The sequence below is a fragment of the Mycolicibacter kumamotonensis genome, from assembly GCF_002086285.1.
GTDB classification, from domain to species: Bacteria; Actinomycetota; Actinomycetes; order Mycobacteriales; family Mycobacteriaceae; genus Mycobacterium; species Mycobacterium kumamotonense.
Genome location: NZ_MVHU01000032.1, coordinates 1 through 18241 on the forward strand (window position 1 = coordinate 1; position 18241 = coordinate 18241).

Here is an 18241-nt window from a genome sequence, read left to right on the forward strand (position 1 = left end):
CACAACTTCACCGAGCTGCCCCGGATCCGTTCGGAGCGCCCGGCTTTCGAGCTGCACTACCCGCACATGATCGATCGGCTGCGTGCCGAGGCGCACGTCGGACGTCATCCCGGCGACGAGCTGTACGAGCCCGAACCAGTTTGATGTGCCCACTGGGGGTGAGGCGGCGCCGGGTCCGATCGGGCGGCCGCCGCGGGTGAGCATGGCCAAGGTGCCGGTGTTGATCACCGTCACCGGCGTCGATCAGCCGGGCGTTACCTCGGCGCTCTTCGAGGTGCTGTCGCGGTATCAGGTCGAGCTGCTCAACGTCGAGCAGGTGGTGGTCCGCGGTCGGCTGACCCTGGGCGTGCTGGTGTCTGCGGTACCGGAGGTGGCAGACGGAACGGCGTTGGCCGCTGAGGTCACCGCGGCCATCCACGGCGTGGGCCTGGACGTCACGATCGAGCGCAGTGACGACGCTCCGATCATCGCCGCGCCGTCCACGCACCGGATCGTGGTTCTGGGACGGCCGGTGACCGCCGCTGCGCTCGGGGCCCTGGCCACTGAGATCGCGGAGATCGACGCCAATATCGACATGATCCGGGGCGTCTCGGATTACCCGGTGACCGGGTTGGAGCTGCGAGTGTCGGTGCCGGCCGGCGCGGCGGGCCGGTTGCAGTCCGCGCTGAGCCAGGTCGCCGCGCAGCAGCGGGTCGACGTGGCATTCCAAGATGCCAGCCTGTCGCGACGGACCAAGCGGTTGATCGTCTTCGACGTCGACTCGACCCTGATCCAGGGCGAGGTCATCGAGATGCTGGCCGCGCGCGCCGGCGCCGGGGACGCGGTCGCGGCGATCACCGAGGCCGCCATGCGCGGCGAACTCGACTTCGCCGAGTCGCTGCATCACCGGGTTGCCACGTTGGCCGGCCTTCCCGCCGATGTCATCGAAGAGGTAGCCGAGCAGATCGAGCTCACCCCGGGGGCACGCACCACGTTGCGCACCCTGCGCCGGTTGGGTTTCAAATGCGGGGTGGTCTCCGGCGGCTTCCGGCAGGTGATCGCACCGCTGGCCGACGATCTGAAGCTGGACTTCGTCGCTGCCAACGAGTTGGAGATCGTCGACGGCAAGCTCACCGGCCGGGTGATCGGGCCGGTGGTGGACCGGCCCGGCAAGGCCGATGCCCTACGAGAGTTCGCCAACCGCGCCGGCGTGCCGCTGGAGCAGACCGTCGCGGTCGGGGACGGCGCCAACGACATCGACATGCTCGCCGCGGCCGGGCTGGGTGTGGCCTTCAACGCCAAACCGGCATTGCGTGAGGTCGCTGATGCGTCGTTGAGCTATCCCTATCTGGACACCGTGCTGTTCCTGCTGGGTGTCACCCGCGCCGAGATCGAGGCGGCCGACGCGCACGACGGGGTGCTGCGCCGGGTGGAGATCCCGCCGGACTAACCGCTCGCACAACCCGTCTGAGAAGGATCCGCCCAGGTGATGGGTGCCTTGATCGCTGCGGTCGACCCGGCTAGCGGCACCCGGTCGGTTGCCACCGGGTCAGGGTACGGCACCATAGGGCCGTGCCCGACACCGGACGCCCCGGCCCCCTCGCAGCGGCCGACCAAGATCTGCTGATTCACTTCGAGGGTGTTTCGCTGTGCCGTGACGGGCGCTCCTTGGTGGGCCCGCTGGACTGGTCGGTCGAACTCGACGAACGCTGGGTGATCATCGGCCCCAACGGCGCGGGCAAGACATCGCTGCTGCGGATCGCCGCCGCCACCGAACACCCGTCCTCGGGCGTGGCCGTGGTGCTCGGCGAACAGCTCGGCCGGGTCGACACCACCGAACTGCGGGCCCGAGTCGGATTGAGCTCCTCGGCGCTGGCGCAGCGGATTCCGGGCAACGAGACCGTCCGGGACTTGGTCATCTCGGCCGGCTACGCGGTACTGGGCCGGTGGCGGGAACGCTATGAGGCGGTCGACCACGACCGGGCCGTGGACCTGCTGGAAAGCCTGGGCGCCGAACACCTGGCTGACCGCACCTACGGGACCCTGTCGGAAGGGGAGCGCAAGCGGGTGCTGATCGCTCGCGCGCTGATGACCGATCCCGAGTTGTTGCTGCTCGACGAACCGGCGGCCGGCCTCGATTTGGGCGGTCGTGAGGAACTGGTGGCCCGGCTGGCCGATCTGGCCGCCGACCCGGACGCGCCGGCGATCGTGTTGGTGACCCACCACGTCGAGGAGATTCCCCTCGGCTTCAGCCACTGCCTGCTGCTGGCCGAGGGCCGCACCGTCGCCGCCGGCCTGCTCAGTGACGTGCTGACCGCCGAGAACCTGTCCGCCGCGTTCGGGCAGGCGATCTCCTTGGACGTCATCGACGGGCGCTACTTCGCCCGCCGGACCCGCAGCCGGGCGGCCCATCGGAGGCGCGCATGAACTCCGCACAGCCGCCGCTGCCGACCCGGCCCGCCGCGACGGTGATGTTGGTGCGCGACGGGGACAATGGGCGCGGGCCGCTGGATGTGTTCCTGATGCGCCGTCACGCCGCCATGGAGTTCGCCGCCGGAGTGATGGTGTTTCCCGGCGGCGGGGTCGACGACCGCGACCGCAGCGCCGAGGTCGCCTGGCACGGGCCCGATCCGGCCTGGTGGGCCCAGCGCTTCGGCGTCGAGATCGACCTGGCCGCGGCGCTGGTGTGCGCGGCGGTACGGGAGACCTTCGAGGAATCCGGCGTGCTGTTCGCCGGGCCCGCCGACGACCCGCAGCGCGTCGTCGCCGATGCGTCGGTGTATGCCGAGTCCCGCCGCGCCCTGGCGGTTGGCGAATTGTCGTTCGCCGACTTCCTGCGCACCGAGAACCTGGTGCTGCACGCCGAACTGTTGCGGCCGTGGGCGAATTGGGTGACACCCGAGGCCGAACGCACTCGCCGCTACGACACCTATTTCTTCGCAGCCGCGCTACCGGTGGGGCAGCGCGCCGACGGCGAGAACACCGAGTCCGACCACGCCGGCTGGGTCACCCCCGAAGACGCGATCGAAGACTTCGCGACCGGCCGCAGCTTCCTGCTGCCGCCGACCTGGACCCAGCTGGATTCGCTGGTCGGCCGCAGCGTGCCGGAGGTGCTGGGGCTGGAACGCCAGATCGTGGTGACCCAGCCGACGATGGCCCGGCACGGCGACAACTGGGAGATCGAGTTCTTCGATTCGACGCGTTACAACGAAGCGCGCGGGACGCGGTGGCCCGGATGAGCGAATTCGTCGCGGTCCACTCGTCATCGGCCGGGGTGGCCACCCTGGTGCTGTCACGTCCGCCGACCAACGCCCTGACCCGGCAGGTCTACCGGGAGATCACCGAGGCGGCCACGGAGGTGTCGGCGCGCGACGATGTCGCCGCCGTGGTGTTGTTCGGCGGCCACGAGATCTTCTGCGCCGGTGACGACGTGCCTGAACTTCGCACCCTCATACCCGCCGAGGCCGAGGGGTTCGCTCGCATCCGCCATGACGCCGTGGAGGCCGTGGCGGCGATCCGCAAGCCGACGGTGGCCGCGGTCACCGGCTATGCGCTGGGCAGCGGCCTGGCGCTGGCGTTGGCGGCGGATTGGCGGATCAGCGGTGACAACGTCAAATTCGGCGCCACCGAGATTCTGGCCGGCCTCGTTGCCGACGGTGCGGGGCTGGCCCGGCTGACCCGCACCATCGGCGCGAGCCGCGCCAAGGAGCTGGCTTACAGCGGGCGGTTCTTCGACGCCGAGGAAGCGCTGGCACTGGGGCTGATCGACGACATGGTGGCCCCCGACGGGGTCTACGACGCGGCCATGAGTTGGGCCCGGCGCTTCGTCGACGCTCCGGGGGAGGCGCTGGCGGCAGCCAAAGCCTCGATCGACACCGTCGCCACGCTGCCCCCCGCCGAGCGGGCCGCAGCCGACCGCCGCCGCTACGCGCAGGTGTTTGCTGCCGGACTCGGCGAGAACACCCGATAATCGCGCATTTTCACGCTCCTATCAGCTAACGTTCAGTCACGCGGCGTTGGCCGCGCTGTGCGGGCCGAGGGAGAGACCACATGCAACGACGTGCCACCCGTCCGTGGGTCACCGCCACCGTCGCGCTCGTCGCGGCGGGAGCCGTCGCGGTCACGCCGGTTGCCGCGCCGCTGCCCGACGCCCTAGCGGTCGACATCCTGCTTGCCGCCCAGGACATCACCCTCGACCTGGTGCGCCACGGCGAGTCGGTGGACAACGCCGAAGGCTTCCTGGGCACCATGCCCCCGGGCGCCGAGCTCACCGAGCTCGGGCATCAGCAGGCTGCGGACGTCGCCCCGGCGATCCACGACGCGTTCCCTGACGGGATCGCCGGGCTCTACGCCTCGGAAATGATCCGCGCCCAGGACACCGCCCAGCCGCTGGCCGATCTGTTGCAGGCGGACGTCACCATCTTGTCCGGACTCAACGAACTCGACGCGGGTTGGCTGGAGGGCCAACCGCTCAACACCCTCACCGAGGTCGGCTACATCCTCGCCCCCCTCATGTGGATCATGGGCCAGTACTGGGTTCCCCAACTGGGCTCCGCGATCGATACCAACGGGGTGGTGTTCAACGACCGCGTCGGCGAGGCGATCGAGGCCATCTACGGCAACACTGTTGCCGACCCGGACAACCCGACGACCAGTGTGGCGTTCGCGCATGCCGGCACGATCGCGGTCTGGACGCTGATGAACGTCAAGAATCCCGACTTCGGGCTGGTCCTCACCGAAGCGCTCAAGACGCTCAGCCCCCTGGGCAACACCGCTCAGGTGGTCCTCGACGGCAACCCGACCGACGGCTGGACGCTGGTCAGCTGGGACGGCCACGAGGTGTCGGCCACCCCGGACCTGCTCACCGGACTGTTCGTCGACTGGCGGGATCTGGCGACGGCTCCGCAGATCGCCGCCTGGCACATCCTGGAGGCATTCCAGGGCGGCGACCAGGCCGACATCACCGCCGCGTTGCAGACCGGATTCGACCAGGTCGTGGCCGCCCTCACCGCTTTCCCGCAGGCGGTGATCGACACCCTCACCGGTGCGTTGAGCGGTTAGCGGTCGCCCGCAGAATTGGCGGGCAACCCATTGACAATAGGGAAAACATCAGATTACCCTCAGCGAACTATTTGCGCTACGCGGCGTAGCGTAACGGAATCTGTAGTTCGTTGAAGGAGAAGGTCATGAACCAGACCCGCCCGTGGATCACCGCCGGAGTCGCCCTGGTCGCTGCCGGCGTCGTCGCCACACCCTCGGCGCCGGTGAGCGGCCCGCTGCCCGCGCTGGTAGCCATGCCCAACATCCAGCTGGCCGCCACCGACATGGTGCTCGACCTGGTGCGGCACGGCCAGTCGGTCGACAACGTCGAGGGCGTCATCGGGACCCTGCCGCCGGGCGCGCCGCTCACCGACGAGGGCGGTACCCAGGCGGCCTACCTCGCCGACCCCACCAACCCGCTGCATCTCGCCGACCCGAGCTTCTACGACGGCGTCTACGCGTCGGAGTTCATCCGGACACAGCAGACCGCGGCGGACTGGCTGGCGGCCGCGGGAGCGACCGACACGTCGCCGACGGTGTTAGCCGGACTCAACGAACTCAATGCCGGCTTCCTCGAGGGAACCTCGCAGTCCAGCCAGGCGACCGCCCTGCTGTACCTGGTCGGCCCATTGGCGTGGATGTTCGGCCAATACTGGGTGCCGCAGCTGGGTTCCACCATCGACCCGAACGGCATGGCGTTCCAGGACCGGTTCTCCGACGCCATCGAGCAGATCTATGCCAACGGCGGCACTGTCGACGCCGACGGAAACCTCAACAGCGTGGCGTTCTCGCACGCGGCGGCGATCTCCACCTGGGTGATGATGAACGTGAAGAACCCCGACTTCGAGCTCTACTTCAAGTCGTTGATGCAGGGGTTGTTGCCCAACACCGGCCAGGTCGTGATCGAGGGCAACCCCACTGACGGCTGGACCCTGGTCAGCTGGAACGGAACGGAGGTGGCGGAGAACCCGGGTCTGCTGACCGGGTTGTTCGTCGACGTCCGCGACCTGATGGTCGCGCCCCAGATGGCCGGCTGGCACATCTGGGAGGCGATCGGCGGCGGGGACCCCGCCGACATCACCGCCGCGCTGCAGACCGGCTTCAATGACGTGCTCGCCGCGTTCGCCGCGTTCCCGCAGGCGGTGATCGACACCATCACCGGGGCGATGGGCGATGCCGCCAGCAGCAGTGCCGGCGACGCGGCCGGCGACGTGCTGGCGGCTTGGGCGGGCTGACCGGCAACCGGTGTGCAGCCGGGCGTGGCGGTGACACCGCTGCGCCCGGCTGTTACGTTTGCACCCGTCGCGACGGCGCCTGAGCACCGAACAGAGATTCGCTGAAGGATTGGTGTTGCCCGGCTCGGCCACACGTATGTAGTGTGAATTCAGTCACAATATGTCCGCTAGGGGAGGAATGGACATGAATGGACTTGTCACCCGTCCGTGGGCCGCTGCCACCGGAATAGCGCTGGTCAGCGCCGGATTTGTCGCAGGCACGCCGGTAACGGCGCCACCGCCGGCCGGCGCGCAGGCCTTCGACATTCAGCTCACCGCCGAGGACATCACGCTCGATCTCGTGCGGCACGGGCAATCGACCGACGACGTCAACAACATTCTCGGCACGCTGCCGCCCGGTGCCCCCCTCACCGACCTGGGAGAACAGCAGTCCGCGCAGGTCGCCCAGGATATTCAGCAGGCGTTCCCCGACGGTATCGCCGGGATCTACGCCTCGGAGCTCATCCGGACCCAGGAAACCATGGCCGCGCTGGCCGCACTGCCCGGGATGCCGGACGTGCAGGTGCTGTCGGATCTCAACGAGATTCCCGCCGGCATCTTCGAAGGACAGCCTCGCGACCTGATCAGCGAAGCCTCCTTCTTCTTCCCGATGGCCATGTGGATCCTCGGCAACCTCTTCGTCGCCGAGCCCGGCACCAACTACAACGGGGTGGTCTTCGAGGATCAGGTCAACCAAGCCGTACAGACCATGTACGACAACACCATTGCCGGTGACGGCCCCACGACCGCCGTGGCGTCCTCCAGCGGCGGCGACATCGCCATCTGGATCCTGATGAACGTCAAGAACCCCGATATCTGGCCGATCCTGCAGACGGTGCTCGAAAACGGCGGTCCGCCCCCCAACGCCGGCCAGGCCATACTCGAGGGCAACCCCACCGACGGCTGGACGCTGGTCAGCTGGGACGGGATAGCGGTGTCGCCGACCCCGGATCTGATCACCGGATTGTTCGTCGACTACCGCGACCTGATCACCGCGCCGCAGATCGCGCTGTGGCACATCTGGGAGGCCATCCAGGGCGGCGACCAGGCCGACATCACCGCCGCGTTGGAAACCGGCTTCAACCAGGTTGTCTCCGCGTTCGAAGCTTTCCCCCAGGCGGTGATCGACACCATCACCGGCGCGTTCGGGGGCGGCGCCGCCGCTGCCGCCGACTCACTCGCCGACGGTTTGATGGGAGCGATCTGAGCCCGATCGGGGCCACCCGTGCATACCGGTGGTGACCTGGCTGCGCCCGGCTTCGCCGCGCGTGCAGCCACCGCTTAGGCTGTCTCACCATGACGAGCACGGACCCGACGCCGAACCCGCACGCGACCGCCGAGCAGGTAGAGGCCGCCCGGCACGACAGCAAGCTCGCTCAGGTGCTCTATCACGACTGGGAGGCCGAGCAGTACGACGAGAAATGGTCGATCTCCTACGACGAACGCTGTATCGACTACGCCCGCGGCCGCTTCGATGCGATCGTGCCCGCCGCGGATCGCGACCGCATGCCCTATGAGCGGGCTCTGGAGCTGGGTTGTGGCACCGGATTCTTCCTGCTCAACCTGATGCAGTCCGGCGTGGCGCGGCGCGGATCGGTCACCGACCTGTCTCCGGGCATGGTCAAGGTCGCCACCCGTAACGGCAAGGCCCTCGGCCTGGACGTCGACGGCCGGGTCGCCGATGCCGAGGGCATTCCGTACGAGGACAACACCTTCGACCTGGTGGTCGGCCACGCGGTGCTGCACCACATCCCCGATGTGGAGCTGTCGCTGCGTGAGGTGGTCCGGGTGCTAAAACCCGGTGGCCGGTTCATCTTCGCCGGCGAGCCCACCACGGTCGGCAACTTCTACGCGCGCCGGCTGGCCGACCTGACCTGGAAGACCACGGTCGCCGCGATGAAGCTGCCCGGGATGGGCTCCTGGCGCCGGCCGCAGGAAGAGCTCGACGAAAACTCCCGTGCCGCTGCGCTCGAATGGATCGTGGACCTGCACACCTTCGAGCCGCGCGACCTCGAGCGGATGGCCGCCAACGCCGGTGCCGTCGAGGTGCGCACCGCCAGCGAGGAGTTCACCGCCGCCATGCTGGGCTGGCCGGTTCGGACCTTCGAGTCGACCGTGCCGCCGGGCAAGCTCGGGTGGGGTTGGGCGCGATTCGCATTCCGCAGCTGGACGGCGCTGAGCTGGGTGGACGCCAACGTGTGGCGTCGCGTGGTCCCGAAGGGCTGGTTCTACAACCTGATGGTCACCGGGGTAAAGCCCTCCTGACCAGCGGTTACCCCTTCTGCCCGGCCGATGTCGGATACCTGACGTCGCCGGCGGGCACCGCGGCCCTGGCCGAGGTCGCCGGCTTCGCGTTGAGTGACACCACGCACCTGGCCGACATCGCCGCCATACGGCGCCGTTTCGGTGAGCGGACACCGGCACTGGCCGAGACCGTCCTGCTGCGCCGACGCGCGCCGGCCAAACTCGCCGAGCTGCCGGGCACCTCGCAGTGGCTGTTCACCGACGAAGCGCTGCAGCAGGCCAGCGCCGCGCCGGTGGCACGCCACCGGGCCCGGCGGATCGCGTCGACAGTGCCGGACGCCGTCGTGCACGACGTGACCTGCTCGGTCGGAACCGAATTGGCGGCGCTGTCCGAGGAGACCGACCGGGTGCTGGGTAGCGACCTGGACCGGGTGCGGCTGGCGATGGCACACCACAACCTGGGCGAGGCGGTGCTCGGTCTTGTTCAAGCCGACGCGTTGACCCCGGTCAGCAGCGACACGGTGGTGCTGGCCGACCCGGGACGCCGCGGGGGCGGCCGGCGCCGCTTCGACCCGGCCGACTACCAACCCGCCCTCGACCGGCTGTTGGATATCTACCAGGGGCGCGACATCGTGGTAAAGACCGCTCCTGGAATCGATTTCGACAGCGTTCGACGGCTCGGCTTTCAGGGCGAGATCGAAGTGACCTCATGGCGGGCTTCGGTACGCGAGGCCTGCCTGTGGTCGCCCGGCCTGGCCGAGCCGGGCGTGCGCCGCCGCGCTGTGATCCTCGATCGTGACGAGCAGGTCACCGACGCAGAACCCGCCGACTGCGACGTGGCACCGGCCGGGCGGTGGATCATCGACCCGGACGGCGCGGTGGTGCGGGCCGGGCTGGTCCGCCAGTACGCTGCCCGGCACGGGCTCTGGCAGCTCGACCCCGACATCGCCTACCTGTCCGGGGATGAACTGCCGGACGGGGTACGCGGATTCGAGGTGCTCGAGACGCTGGCCTACAGCGAGAAGCGGTTGCGTCAGGCGCTGGCGGCGCTGGACTGCGGCACTCTGGAAATCCTGGTTCGCGGCGTGCGCGAGGTGCAGGCCGACCCCGACGGCTTACGCCGGCGGCTGCGACTGCGCGGGCAGCAGGCGCTGTCGGTGGTCATCACCCGCATCGGGACGGGGGCAGCGGCTCGGCCGATTGCGTTCGTCTGCCGTCCGTCCCGCTGAGCGGCCCGGTAGGCTATGCGCTTCGGGGCCATTCCTGCTTGCTGCGGCAAGTCGAGACAAAGCGAGACGAACCGACAATGCGCATAGTGGTGGCCGCCCTGTTGGCGGGCGGGGCAGTAGGCGGGTGGCTGGGTGTTCCCGGCCTGCCCTCGGCGACGGCGGCCGCGCCGTGTGCCGAACTGGGCGGGACAATCGAGGCCGGCGGACTGTGTCACGTCCACTCCTCGAACTCCAGCTACACCCTGGACATGAAGTTCCCGGTGGACTACCCCGATCAGCAGACACTGACCGACTACCTGGTGCAGAACCGTGACGGGTTCCTGACCGTCGCCAAGTCGCCCGGCTCACGCGACCTGCCCTACGAAATGGACGCCACCTCCGAGCAGCACCGCTCGGGTCAGCCGCCCAGGGGAACTCAGAGCGTCGTGCTCAAGATCTTCCAGGATCTCGGCGGCCCCCAGCCGTCCACCTGGTACCAGTCCTTCAACTACGATCTGGCGGCCCGCAAGCCGATCACCTTCGAGACGCTGTTCACGCCCAACAGCAAGCCGCTGGAGGTGATCTTTCCGGTGGTGCAGCGCGACCTCGAGCGTCAGACCGGTGTGCCGGCGATCCTGATCTCGCCGGGTTCGGGGATGGACCCGTCGCACTACCAGAACTTCGCCATCACCAACGAGGAAGTGATCTTCTACTTCGCTCCCGGCGAGCTGCTGCCGATGAGCGCCGGTGCCACCTCGGTGCGGGTGCCGCGCACCGCGCTGCCGCCACTGGCCGTCTGAGGCGACCGCGAGCGCGGCGGGTCGCCGTAACGGCTCTGAGGCGTTGCGGCGCGGGAAAGACCAGCGCTAGGCGGGGGCGAAGCTGAAGACCTGCCCGGCGCTGGTGGCGACCACCACCCGCCGGTCATGGCCGACCGACACCCCCAGCGGAAACCCGCGCGATTCGGGCAACGGATAGCTGTTGACGGTATGACCGTCGGTCGGGTCGAAGACCAGCAGCGACAAGCCGGCCGGGCCGACGCTGGTGCCGGCGACGACGGTGTACCCGACCTTTCCGGCCAGGCTCGACGACGACAGCGGAGTGGTGTCGTCGCGGCGCCACACCTGCTCGGCGTAGTCACCGCGGTCGGCGAACGCGACCAGGCCGGTCTCCGGCCCGCCGCCGGAGACGATCAGCCCGCCAGGCGTCACCGCCGGCGGCGTCTGGGCCAAAAACTTCAGCGGAACCGACCATTTCGGCTTCCCGTCGGCCGCGTTGATCGCCCACAACCGTTGGTCGCGCCCGTTGACGTAGACCGTCGAGCCGTCGGCGGACAGCACCGGACTGGCCAGCACCCCGCCGGCGACGGCGTCGCTGGTCCACTCCTGGGTGAGCAGGGGAGTGCCGCCCGGGTGGTACTTGAGGCCGACGAGCCCGGGCTCCTTGGCGCCCGGCTGCCACAGGCTCACCACCACGGTGTTGCTCGCCGGTGAGAACGCGGGTGCGGCGGCGACCGGGCAGTCCGGCCGGGCCGCGGCGCAGTCGGCCAAGCCGCGGCGGAAGTCGGTGGGGTCGATGCCGTCGACCAGGTCCAGCGGGGTGCCGACGACGGTGCCGCGGTGCGCATCGAAAACCAGGGTCTGGCCCAGGTGGGTCACCACCAGCAGCAGGCCGTCGCCGAGGATCCGCGGTGTCGAGGGCATCCCGATCACCGGTGCGCGCCAGCGGATCCACTGCGTGGGCGGAAACGACAGCATCGCACCGGGCTGGCCGACATAGACGTTGTCGAAGCCGTCGATGAGCGGGCCGAAGAACCCGCCGCCCTGATGCAACCGGGTGCACCAGCGCTGCCTGCCGTGGTCGGCGTTCTCCCACTGCATCAGCGAACAACCGGCCTCGGTCTGCCCGTTGAGCACCAGCCAGCCGTGCACGCCGATCGCCGGGCCGGCTCCCAATTCGCCCTTGACCGAGCGGGTCCAGTCCAATTGCAGGTCGGTGGCGCCCGCGGCGGCGGTATTGCTGCTGTTGGCGGCGTCGGCGTACTGGGCGGGCCAGCCCGGTGCGGGGGCGGCGTCCACCCACGAATCGGTGTTGGCGCAGCCGCCCATCGCCGAGGCCATCGCCGTCACCGCGATGGCCGCCAGGACACCACGTCGCCGCACCACAGTGGCAATCCCCAATCATCGGCAGGCCAGTGAACGAGTCCAGGTGAGGGTAGCGCGTGCGTCGAATCCGCTCGCGTAGGCTTTCCGGCCATGACGACCATGTGGGGTGCACCAATCCACAAACGCTGGCGTGGTTCGCGTCTGCGCGACCCGCGTCAGGCCAAATTCCTCACGCTGGCCTCGCTGCGCTGGGTGCTGGCCAACAAGGCCTACACCCCGTGGTATCTGGTGCGGTATTGGCGGCTGCTGAAGTTCAAGCTGGCCAACCCGCACATCATCACCCGCGGCATGGTGTTCCTGGGTAAAGGCGTGGAGATCCAGGCCACCCCGGAGATGTCATATATGGAGATCGGCCGCTGGGTGCACATCGGCGACAAGAACACCATCCGGGCGCACGAGGGATCATTGCGCTTCGGCGACAAAGTGGTGCTCGGCCGGGACAACGTCATCAACACCTACCTCGACATCGAACTCGGTGACTCGGTGCTGATGGCCGACTGGTGCTACGTCTGCGACTTCGACCACAAGATGGACGACATCAACGTGCCCATCAAGGACCAGGGCATCGTGAAGAGCCCGGTGCGGATCGGGCCGGACACCTGGATCGCGGCGAAGGTCACCATTCTGCGTGAGACCAGCATCGGCCGCGGCTGTGTGCTGGGCGCTCACGCGGTGGTCAAGGGTGTCATCCCGGACTACTCGATCGCGGTGGGCGCACCGGCCAAGGTGGTCAAGAACCGCAAGCTGGCCTGGGAGACCACCGCCGCCGAGCGAGCCGAGCTGGCCGCCGCGTTGGCCGACATCGAACGGAAGAAGGCCGCCCGGGGCTGAGTCGTGCCGGTGACGCGACCGCGGGTCGTCATAGCGGGGCTGGGCGACGGCGGCGTTCTCACCGCGATCCGGCTGGCCAGGCACGCCGACGTGGTCGGCATCTCGGTGAAACCCGCCCTGGTCAGTGGCCAGGAGCTCGGTCTGCGGCTGGCTCGCCCGCACCAGTGGGCGCGGGACTACTGGCTGCCGTTCGACCGGTTGCCCCGCCTGGATACGGTGCGCACCGTGCACGGCGCGGTGTCCGGCGTTGACCTCGAGACCAGAGCAGTGACCGTGGCGTGTGCCGACGGCTCCACCCGCGACGAGCCCTACGACGCCCTGATCGACGCGACCGGAGTCAGCAACGGCTTCTAGCGCCGGCCCACGACGCAGTCGGCCGATGACATCGCCGCGGATCTGACCGCCGCGCACCACCGGCTGGCGAGTGCGCAATCGGTCGTCGTCGTGGGCGGCGGCGCCGCGGCGATCAGCAGTGCCGCCAACAGGCCGCTGCGCACCTACCGGCCACCTCGAAGGCGCTGGGGCTCGGTGCTGGGTGTGCAGCCCGAGGGGCTGGAGGTGTTCGCGCCGTCGGGGCGTGCGCTCCGATTCCCGGCGTGGTCGGTCGAGCGGGTGCTGTATCCCTGGATCGTCCGGCGCGGTATCTACCGCGGCGTAGGCCCCAACGATCCGCTGCAAAATGCGAGAATCGGGTGATGGTGAAACCGGAATTCTCCGACGTGTACCGGCAGAAATACCTGCTGCTGACGACATTCACCAAGGACGGCAAACCCAAACCGACGCCGGTATGGGGGGCGCCGGTCGGGGACCGGTTGTTGGTCATCACCGATGACGGGTCGTGGAAAACCAAGCGGATCAACAACACTCCGCGGGTCACCATCCAGAAATGTGGAGTCCTGGGCAAACCCAAAGGCGACCCCGTTGAGGCGCTGGCCCGGGTGCTGCCCAAATCCGAGACCCGGCGGGTCTATGACGCCGTCGTGAAGCGGTACTGGTGGCATGCCTGGTGGTTCGTCCCGCATTCGCTGGTTCGCGGTGGCATCGAGAAGGTGCATGTCGGCCTGGAGATCACCGCCGTACCCGCGGGCACCTGATCCCGCCTGGCGTTATCAGCCGAATTCCAGCAGCGTGTAGGCGCCCCGGAAGTTCTTCATGGGCCGCCACTGCCATAACGCCGGAAACACTGTCCCGAAGAACAGGCCACGCCCCTCCGGTATCGGCACATCGCGTACCGCGGTGATACCCGGCACCGTCCGTGTCAGCCCGGCGAGCTGACGCGCCGACATGCTGAACGGCATCGGGGGCACGCGATAGTGCCGAGATGACCGCATTCCGCGCGGAGCCAGTCGTTTGACCAGGGTCGGTGGGAGGTCGAAGAACATCTGACCGCCGGGAAAACGATCGGCGCACGCCGCGATGAGGTCCATCGCCTGGCTCGGCTGCAGATACATCAGCAGACCTTCGGCCGTGATGAAGACGCCGGCGCTGGTGTCGACCTGCGCCATCCAACTGTAGTCCAACGCCGACTGCGCGAGGTTGGTGATGCGTGATGATGCCGGCAGCAACTGTTCGCGAAGCCGCATCACGGGTTCCAAATCCACTGACACCCAACGGAAACGCGAACCCGGTATCGCCCTGTTCAAGCGCCGGAAGCTGGTTTGGAAGCCTTCGGCAAGCGCGACGACCGTCGCGTCAGGGTGCGCATGGAGATACGCCGTCGCACATCGATCAACGGCCAGCGACCGCAACGCCATCTCCTGGCCGCGGCGTCCGAACTTCTCAAAGTCGAACGAGATGGACTCGACGAGCCGAATTGCCTCCGGGTCCTCGATGACGGCGTCGGAGTGTGCGGCCTGATGTGCCCGTCCGCTCAGCGTCATCAGGGCGGTTTCCGAAACTCCATTGAGCGCACGGGCGTCGACTCTGGGTTCGGATGGACGGTCCATCGCGCCCATGCTATCGGAGAAACCGTGGGCCGGGCCGGCCCAGCTAGGGCCTCAGCGCGGGCAGCACCTGTTCGACCAGTAGCCGCAGGCTCTCCCAACCCTCGTCGAGCGGCAGCCCGCCGATCAGCGGATGCAGGGTCACCCCGGTCCGACCGGCGCGGCACTGGGTGATCAGCTCGTCGGGGGTCAGTACCTCCACCTTGGCGGACGCGCGCAGCTCATCGACCGTGGCGGCCGGGCTCTCGTTGGGGCGAGGCACGTGGGGAACCGCCCAAGAACTGTATTCGACTGCCTCGTGCAGGAAATGGTCACCACAGCGGACCCACGCCGCCTCCGGGTCGGTGGTCAGATGCGTCACGGTGTTGCCGTTCTCGGGGCTGAACACGAAACCCTGTCTGCCGTGGTGTTCCAGTTCGGCTCGATACACGGCTTCGAGCTCGGGCATGGGCATCGGCGGAGAGAAGGGCAACCCGAACCTGGCTGCCCGGCGGGCGGCCGCGGTGCTCATCCCGCCGACGAAGAACACCGGATGCGGCTTGGTGTACGGCTTCGGGGTGACCTGGACCAACCTGCCATGATACTCGAACGGCTCGTCACCCCAGGCTCGGAGGAGCACCCCGAGGCATTCGTCCATCAAGTGGCCCCGCCGCCGGAAGTCCTTGCCGACGGCGTGGTATTCCTCGGGGCGGTAACCGATTCCGGCCACGAAGCTGACCCGTCCGGCGGACAGGTGATCGAGTACCGCGATGTCCTCGGCGAGGCGCACCGGATCATAGAGCGGCACCAGCAGGGCATTGATGCTGATGCGGATATCGGTGGTGCATCCGGCGACGGCGGCGGCCAACAACAGCGGCGCGGGCAGCCAGCCGGTGGCCGCGAGATGGTGTTCTTCGCAACCGATCGCGGTCACCCCGTTGGCGTCGGCGTAAGAGGCCATCTGCAGCGCCGCCCGGTACCGCTCGGCGTGCTCTGCGCCGGGGACGTTGGTCATGTTCAGGCGCAGGGCGCTCAGTAATGGCATGGGGCTGACCGGTCACCTCCTGGGCGTCACCGTAGCGTACGAAATAATCAATCGATTGATTACGCTGCGTGCCCGCCGTTAGCCTAGGACGGTGACCGGGCCGTCGACGCAGCTGTTGATCGACGGCGCGCTGGCCGCCGGTGGCGCGGGCGTATTTCTCACCATCAACCCCGCCACCGAAGAACCCCTCGGAGTGGCCGCCGACGCCGACGCCGCCGACCTCGACCGCGCCATCGCCGCCGCCAGGTCCGCGTTCGACTCCTCGGGTTGGTGCCGTGACACCGCATTACGGGTGCACTGCCTGGGCCAGCTACGCGACGCGCTCAACGACGAGATCGAGACGCTGCGTGAGATCACCATTGCCGAGGCCGGGGCACCCCGCTCGCTGACCTTCCGAGGTCAGCTGCAGACCCCGGTCGACGATCTGGAGTTCCCGGCCGCCACCGCGGAGCGCTATCCGTGGCGGGTGGATCTCGGGGTGGCCGCCCCGATGGGGATCAGCACCGCGCGCACCATGGTTCGGGAACCGTTCGGCGTGGTCGGAGCGATCACGCCGTGGAACTTCCCCCACCAGGTCACCTTCGCCAAGCTCGGGCCGGCGCTGGCCGCGGGTAACACCGTCGTCCTCAAGCCGGCACCCGACACCCCCTGGTGCGCAGCCGAAGTCGGCCGCATCATCGCCGAGAAGACCGACTTTCCGCCCGGCGTAGTCAATATCGTCACCGCATCCGACCACCGTATCGGTGCCAGGCTCGCCGAGGACCCGCGCGTCGACGTGGTTTCCTTCACCGGCTCGACGGCGACCGGCCGCTCGGTGATGACCGCGGCGGCCCAGACCATCAAGAAGGTCTTTCTGGAGCTCGGCGGCAAGTCGGCGTTCGTGGTCCTCGACGATGCCGACCTAACCGCCGCGTGCACCGCCGCCGCATCGACGGTGGCGATGCACGCCGGGCAGGGCTGTGCGCTGACCACCCGGCTGCTGGTGCCGCGCGAATGCTACGGCGAGGCGCTCGATGCGGTGTCCGCTGCCATGTCGCGGGTCCCGGTGGGTGACCCCAGTGACCCGAAAACCCTGTGTGGACCGCTGATCTCGGGGAAGCAACGAGACCGGGTGCAGTCCTATCTGGACCTGGCGATCGCCGAGGGCGGAATGTTTGCCTGCGGTGGCGGGCGGCCGGCCGGCCTGGAGCGGGGCTTTTACCTCGAGCCGACGGTGATCGCCGGGCTGACCAACGATGCCCGGGTCGCCCGCGAGGAGATCTTCGGCCCGGTGCTGGTGGTGTTGGCGCACGATGGTGACGCCGACGCGCTGCGGATCGCCAACGATTCGCCGTATGGGCTGTCGGCCACCGTCTTCGGCACCGAGGACCGCGCCGCCCTGGTGGCCTCCCGGTTGCGGGCCGGGACCGTCAACGTCAACGGGGGCACGTGGTACTGCGCCGACGTGCCGTTCGGCGGCTACAAACAGTCCGGCATAGGCCGGGAGATGGGGCTGGCCGGATTCGAGGAGTATCTGGAGACCAAGGTGATCGCGACCGCGGTTCGGGGGAGCTGATGGCCGGACCGCCCGACGCCCAGGTGTTGGCCGCGCTGCTGGCGCTGCGGGACGGTGCCGGGGATACCCCGCCGCCGGCGGTCGGTGACGTCGCCGCCCGCCGCGCCAACGCGGGCCACACGTTCCGCCGGGCGCTGGCGTCGCGGCCACCGATCACCGGCGTGCAGACCCAGGAGTTCTCCCTTGACCGTGACGGCAGCACCATCCGGATGCGCTGGTACCGGCGGGCCGGAGCCGATCAGCCCGGCAGTGCCGCGCTGTATCTGCATGGCGGTGGGATGATCCTGGATCTCGAGCGTGTCGGCGAGCTCTACGATGCCGCGGTGCGCGGCTACGTCGCCGCCTCGGGAGTGCCGATGCTGGTCGTCGACTATCGAGTCGCCCCGGAGTTCCCGCATCCGGCTCCGCTGGAGGACTGCTACGCGGCGCTGCGCTGGCTTGCCGGTCACGCCGGCGAGCTGGGCGTCGACGCGTCCCGGGTGGCGGTGATGGGCGACAGCGCCGGCGGGGGCCTGGCGGCCGGGGTGTGCCTGCTGGCCCGGGACCGCGGCGGGCCGACGATCTGTGCTCAGTTGCTGATCTATCCGATGCTCGACGACCGGACCCGTGCCGGGACGGGCGCGGCCACGCTGCTCACCTGGAGCTACGACGACAACGCGACCGGTTGGGAAGCACTGCTGGATGGGCGCGTTGCGGACCGTTACGCCGCACCGGCTCGCGCCGACGACCTGGCCGGCCTGCCACCGGCTTACCTCGATGTCGGCGGGCTGGACATCTTCGCGTCCGAAGACGTCGGCTACGCCCACCGGCTGATCGCCGCGGGCGTCCCCGTCGAGCTGCACGTGTACCCCGGCTGCCCGCACGCCTTCGACCTGTTGGCTCCCGGCACCGATGTGTCGCAACGGGTTATCACGCACCGAGTAAGGTACCTGGCATCGCTATAGTCGGATCGAAGAACGCGGGTAGGGCCGATTCATC

Annotated in this window: 18 protein-coding genes and 1 pseudogene; 16 read left to right on the forward strand and 3 right to left on the reverse strand. The window is 68.8% G+C overall.

Annotated elements, in window-relative coordinates:
- From BST28_RS24880 to BST28_RS18040, 11 genes are all read left to right on the forward strand, one after another.
- Window positions 1-144: hypothetical protein (locus BST28_RS24880; RefSeq protein WP_165758100.1), on the forward strand; the 144-nt coding region annotated here is incomplete at its 5' end.
- Between the two features lie 58 nt (window positions 145-202).
- Window positions 203-1429, forward strand: coding sequence for a phosphoserine phosphatase SerB (serB, locus tag BST28_RS17995; protein ID WP_019738489.1), 1227 nt, complete (start codon window positions 203-205; stop codon window positions 1427-1429).
- Between the two features lie 122 nt (window positions 1430-1551).
- Complete coding sequence (locus BST28_RS18000; RefSeq protein ID WP_019738488.1) at window positions 1552-2406, forward strand: ABC transporter ATP-binding protein; 855 nt, start codon at window positions 1552-1554, stop codon at window positions 2404-2406.
- On the forward strand, window positions 2403-3218 hold the full coding sequence (locus BST28_RS18005; RefSeq protein WP_019738487.1) for an NUDIX hydrolase: 816 nt from the start codon (window positions 2403-2405) through the stop codon (window positions 3216-3218). The genes BST28_RS18000 and BST28_RS18005 overlap by 4 nt, the downstream gene beginning before the upstream one ends.
- The gene (locus BST28_RS18010) at window positions 3215-3949 is read left to right on the forward strand and encodes an enoyl-CoA hydratase (RefSeq protein WP_083082189.1); all 735 of its coding nucleotides are present in this window, start codon (window positions 3215-3217) and stop codon (window positions 3947-3949) included. Before BST28_RS18005 ends, BST28_RS18010 begins: the two co-directional genes overlap by 4 nt.
- A gap of 80 nt (window positions 3950-4029) precedes the next feature.
- Window positions 4030-5040 (forward strand): histidine phosphatase family protein, encoded by a 1011-nt coding sequence (locus tag BST28_RS18015; protein ID WP_065289055.1) that lies wholly within the window; start codon window positions 4030-4032, stop codon window positions 5038-5040.
- Window positions 5041-5165: 125 nt separating this feature from the next.
- Window positions 5166-6254, forward strand: a complete 1089-nt coding sequence (locus BST28_RS18020; protein ID WP_019737763.1) for a histidine phosphatase family protein — start codon at window positions 5166-5168, stop codon at window positions 6252-6254.
- 184 nt (window positions 6255-6438) lie between these two features.
- Window positions 6439-7500 carry a phosphoglycerate mutase family protein gene (locus BST28_RS18025; protein ID WP_043337192.1) on the forward strand — a complete coding sequence of 354 codons (1062 nt, stop codon included), beginning with the start codon at window positions 6439-6441 and terminating at the stop codon, window positions 7498-7500.
- 89 nt (window positions 7501-7589) lie between these two features.
- Window positions 7590-8558 carry a class I SAM-dependent methyltransferase gene (locus BST28_RS18030; RefSeq protein WP_019737765.1) on the forward strand — a complete coding sequence of 323 codons (969 nt, stop codon included), beginning with the start codon at window positions 7590-7592 and terminating at the stop codon, window positions 8556-8558.
- The gene (locus BST28_RS18035; RefSeq protein WP_413784799.1) at window positions 8516-9766 is read left to right on the forward strand and encodes a THUMP-like domain-containing protein; all 1251 of its coding nucleotides are present in this window, start codon (window positions 8516-8518) and stop codon (window positions 9764-9766) included. Before BST28_RS18030 ends, BST28_RS18035 begins: the two co-directional genes overlap by 43 nt.
- A 77-nt stretch (window positions 9767-9843) precedes the next feature.
- Window positions 9844-10545: an esterase gene (locus BST28_RS18040; RefSeq protein ID WP_065289057.1), complete on the forward strand. Its 702-nt coding sequence runs from the start codon at window positions 9844-9846 to the stop codon at window positions 10543-10545.
- A gap of 66 nt (window positions 10546-10611) precedes the next feature.
- Here the strand turns inward: BST28_RS18040 and BST28_RS18045 are convergent, their stop codons facing one another.
- On the reverse strand, window positions 10612-11865 hold the full coding sequence (locus BST28_RS18045; RefSeq protein ID WP_205634631.1) for an outer membrane protein assembly factor BamB: 1254 nt from the start codon (window positions 11863-11865) through the stop codon (window positions 10612-10614).
- Window positions 11866-12000: 135 nt separating this feature from the next.
- Between BST28_RS18045 and BST28_RS18050 the strand changes: the two genes are divergently transcribed.
- The 3 genes and pseudogenes from BST28_RS18050 to BST28_RS18060 all read left to right on the forward strand — a co-directional run bounded on the left by BST28_RS18050 (window position 12001) and on the right by BST28_RS18060 (window position 13835).
- Window positions 12001-12741 (forward strand): acyltransferase, encoded by a 741-nt coding sequence (locus BST28_RS18050; protein WP_019737769.1) that lies wholly within the window; start codon window positions 12001-12003, stop codon window positions 12739-12741.
- Between the two features lie 9 nt (window positions 12742-12750).
- Window positions 12751-13437, forward strand: a pseudogene (locus BST28_RS18055) (FAD-dependent oxidoreductase).
- Window positions 13438-13439: 2 nt separating this feature from the next.
- Window positions 13440-13835, forward strand: coding sequence for a PPOX class F420-dependent oxidoreductase (locus BST28_RS18060; protein ID WP_029249331.1), 396 nt, complete (start codon window positions 13440-13442; stop codon window positions 13833-13835).
- A 15-nt stretch (window positions 13836-13850) separates the two neighbouring features.
- Here the strand turns inward: BST28_RS18060 and BST28_RS18065 are convergent, their stop codons facing one another.
- Together BST28_RS18065 and BST28_RS18070 are read right to left on the reverse strand one after the other, a co-directional pair.
- A complete protein-coding gene (locus BST28_RS18065; RefSeq protein WP_065289059.1) occupies window positions 13851-14696 on the reverse strand; it encodes a class I SAM-dependent methyltransferase in 846 nt (281 codons plus the stop codon).
- Between the two features lie 34 nt (window positions 14697-14730).
- On the reverse strand, window positions 14731-15708 hold the full coding sequence (locus BST28_RS18070) for an LLM class flavin-dependent oxidoreductase (protein WP_019737773.1): 978 nt from the start codon (window positions 15706-15708) through the stop codon (window positions 14731-14733).
- Window positions 15709-15799: 91 nt separating this feature from the next.
- Between BST28_RS18070 and BST28_RS18075 the strand changes: the two genes are divergently transcribed.
- Together BST28_RS18075 and BST28_RS18080 are read left to right on the forward strand one after the other, a co-directional pair.
- The gene (locus tag BST28_RS18075; RefSeq protein WP_065289060.1) at window positions 15800-17263 is read left to right on the forward strand and encodes an aldehyde dehydrogenase; all 1464 of its coding nucleotides are present in this window, start codon (window positions 15800-15802) and stop codon (window positions 17261-17263) included.
- Complete coding sequence (locus BST28_RS18080; RefSeq protein ID WP_065289061.1) at window positions 17263-18207, forward strand: alpha/beta hydrolase; 945 nt, start codon at window positions 17263-17265, stop codon at window positions 18205-18207. The genes BST28_RS18075 and BST28_RS18080 overlap by 1 nt, the downstream gene beginning before the upstream one ends.
- The last annotated feature ends 34 nt before the right edge of the window (window positions 18208-18241 follow it).

What these genes read in the sequence shown, in the direction of transcription:
- serB (WP_019738489.1), top strand. Translation starts at nt 203, where the DNA reads ATGGCCAAGGTGCCGGTGTTGATCACCGTCACCGGCGTCGATCAGCCG.
- BST28_RS18005 (WP_019738487.1), top strand. Translation starts at nt 2,403, where the DNA reads ATGAACTCCGCACAGCCGCCGCTGCCGACCCGGCCCGCCGCGACGGTG.
- BST28_RS18010 (WP_083082189.1), top strand. Translation starts at nt 3,215, where the DNA reads ATGAGCGAATTCGTCGCGGTCCACTCGTCATCGGCCGGGGTGGCCACC.
- BST28_RS18015 (WP_065289055.1), top strand. Translation starts at nt 4,030, where the DNA reads ATGCAACGACGTGCCACCCGTCCGTGGGTCACCGCCACCGTCGCGCTC.
- BST28_RS18020 (WP_019737763.1), top strand. Translation starts at nt 5,166, where the DNA reads ATGAACCAGACCCGCCCGTGGATCACCGCCGGAGTCGCCCTGGTCGCT.
- BST28_RS18025 (WP_043337192.1), top strand. Translation starts at nt 6,439, where the DNA reads ATGAATGGACTTGTCACCCGTCCGTGGGCCGCTGCCACCGGAATAGCG.
- BST28_RS18030 (WP_019737765.1), top strand. Translation starts at nt 7,590, where the DNA reads ATGACGAGCACGGACCCGACGCCGAACCCGCACGCGACCGCCGAGCAG.
- BST28_RS18040 (WP_065289057.1), top strand. Translation starts at nt 9,844, where the DNA reads ATGCGCATAGTGGTGGCCGCCCTGTTGGCGGGCGGGGCAGTAGGCGGG.
- BST28_RS18045 (WP_205634631.1), bottom strand. Translation starts at nt 11,865, where the DNA reads ATGGCCTCGGCGATGGGCGGCTGCGCCAACACCGATTCGTGGGTGGAC.
- BST28_RS18050 (WP_019737769.1), top strand. Translation starts at nt 12,001, where the DNA reads ATGACGACCATGTGGGGTGCACCAATCCACAAACGCTGGCGTGGTTCG.
- BST28_RS18065 (WP_065289059.1), bottom strand. Translation starts at nt 14,696, where the DNA reads ATGGGCGCGATGGACCGTCCATCCGAACCCAGAGTCGACGCCCGTGCG.
- BST28_RS18070 (WP_019737773.1), bottom strand. Translation starts at nt 15,708, where the DNA reads ATGCCATTACTGAGCGCCCTGCGCCTGAACATGACCAACGTCCCCGGC.
- BST28_RS18080 (WP_065289061.1), top strand. Translation starts at nt 17,263, where the DNA reads ATGGCCGGACCGCCCGACGCCCAGGTGTTGGCCGCGCTGCTGGCGCTG.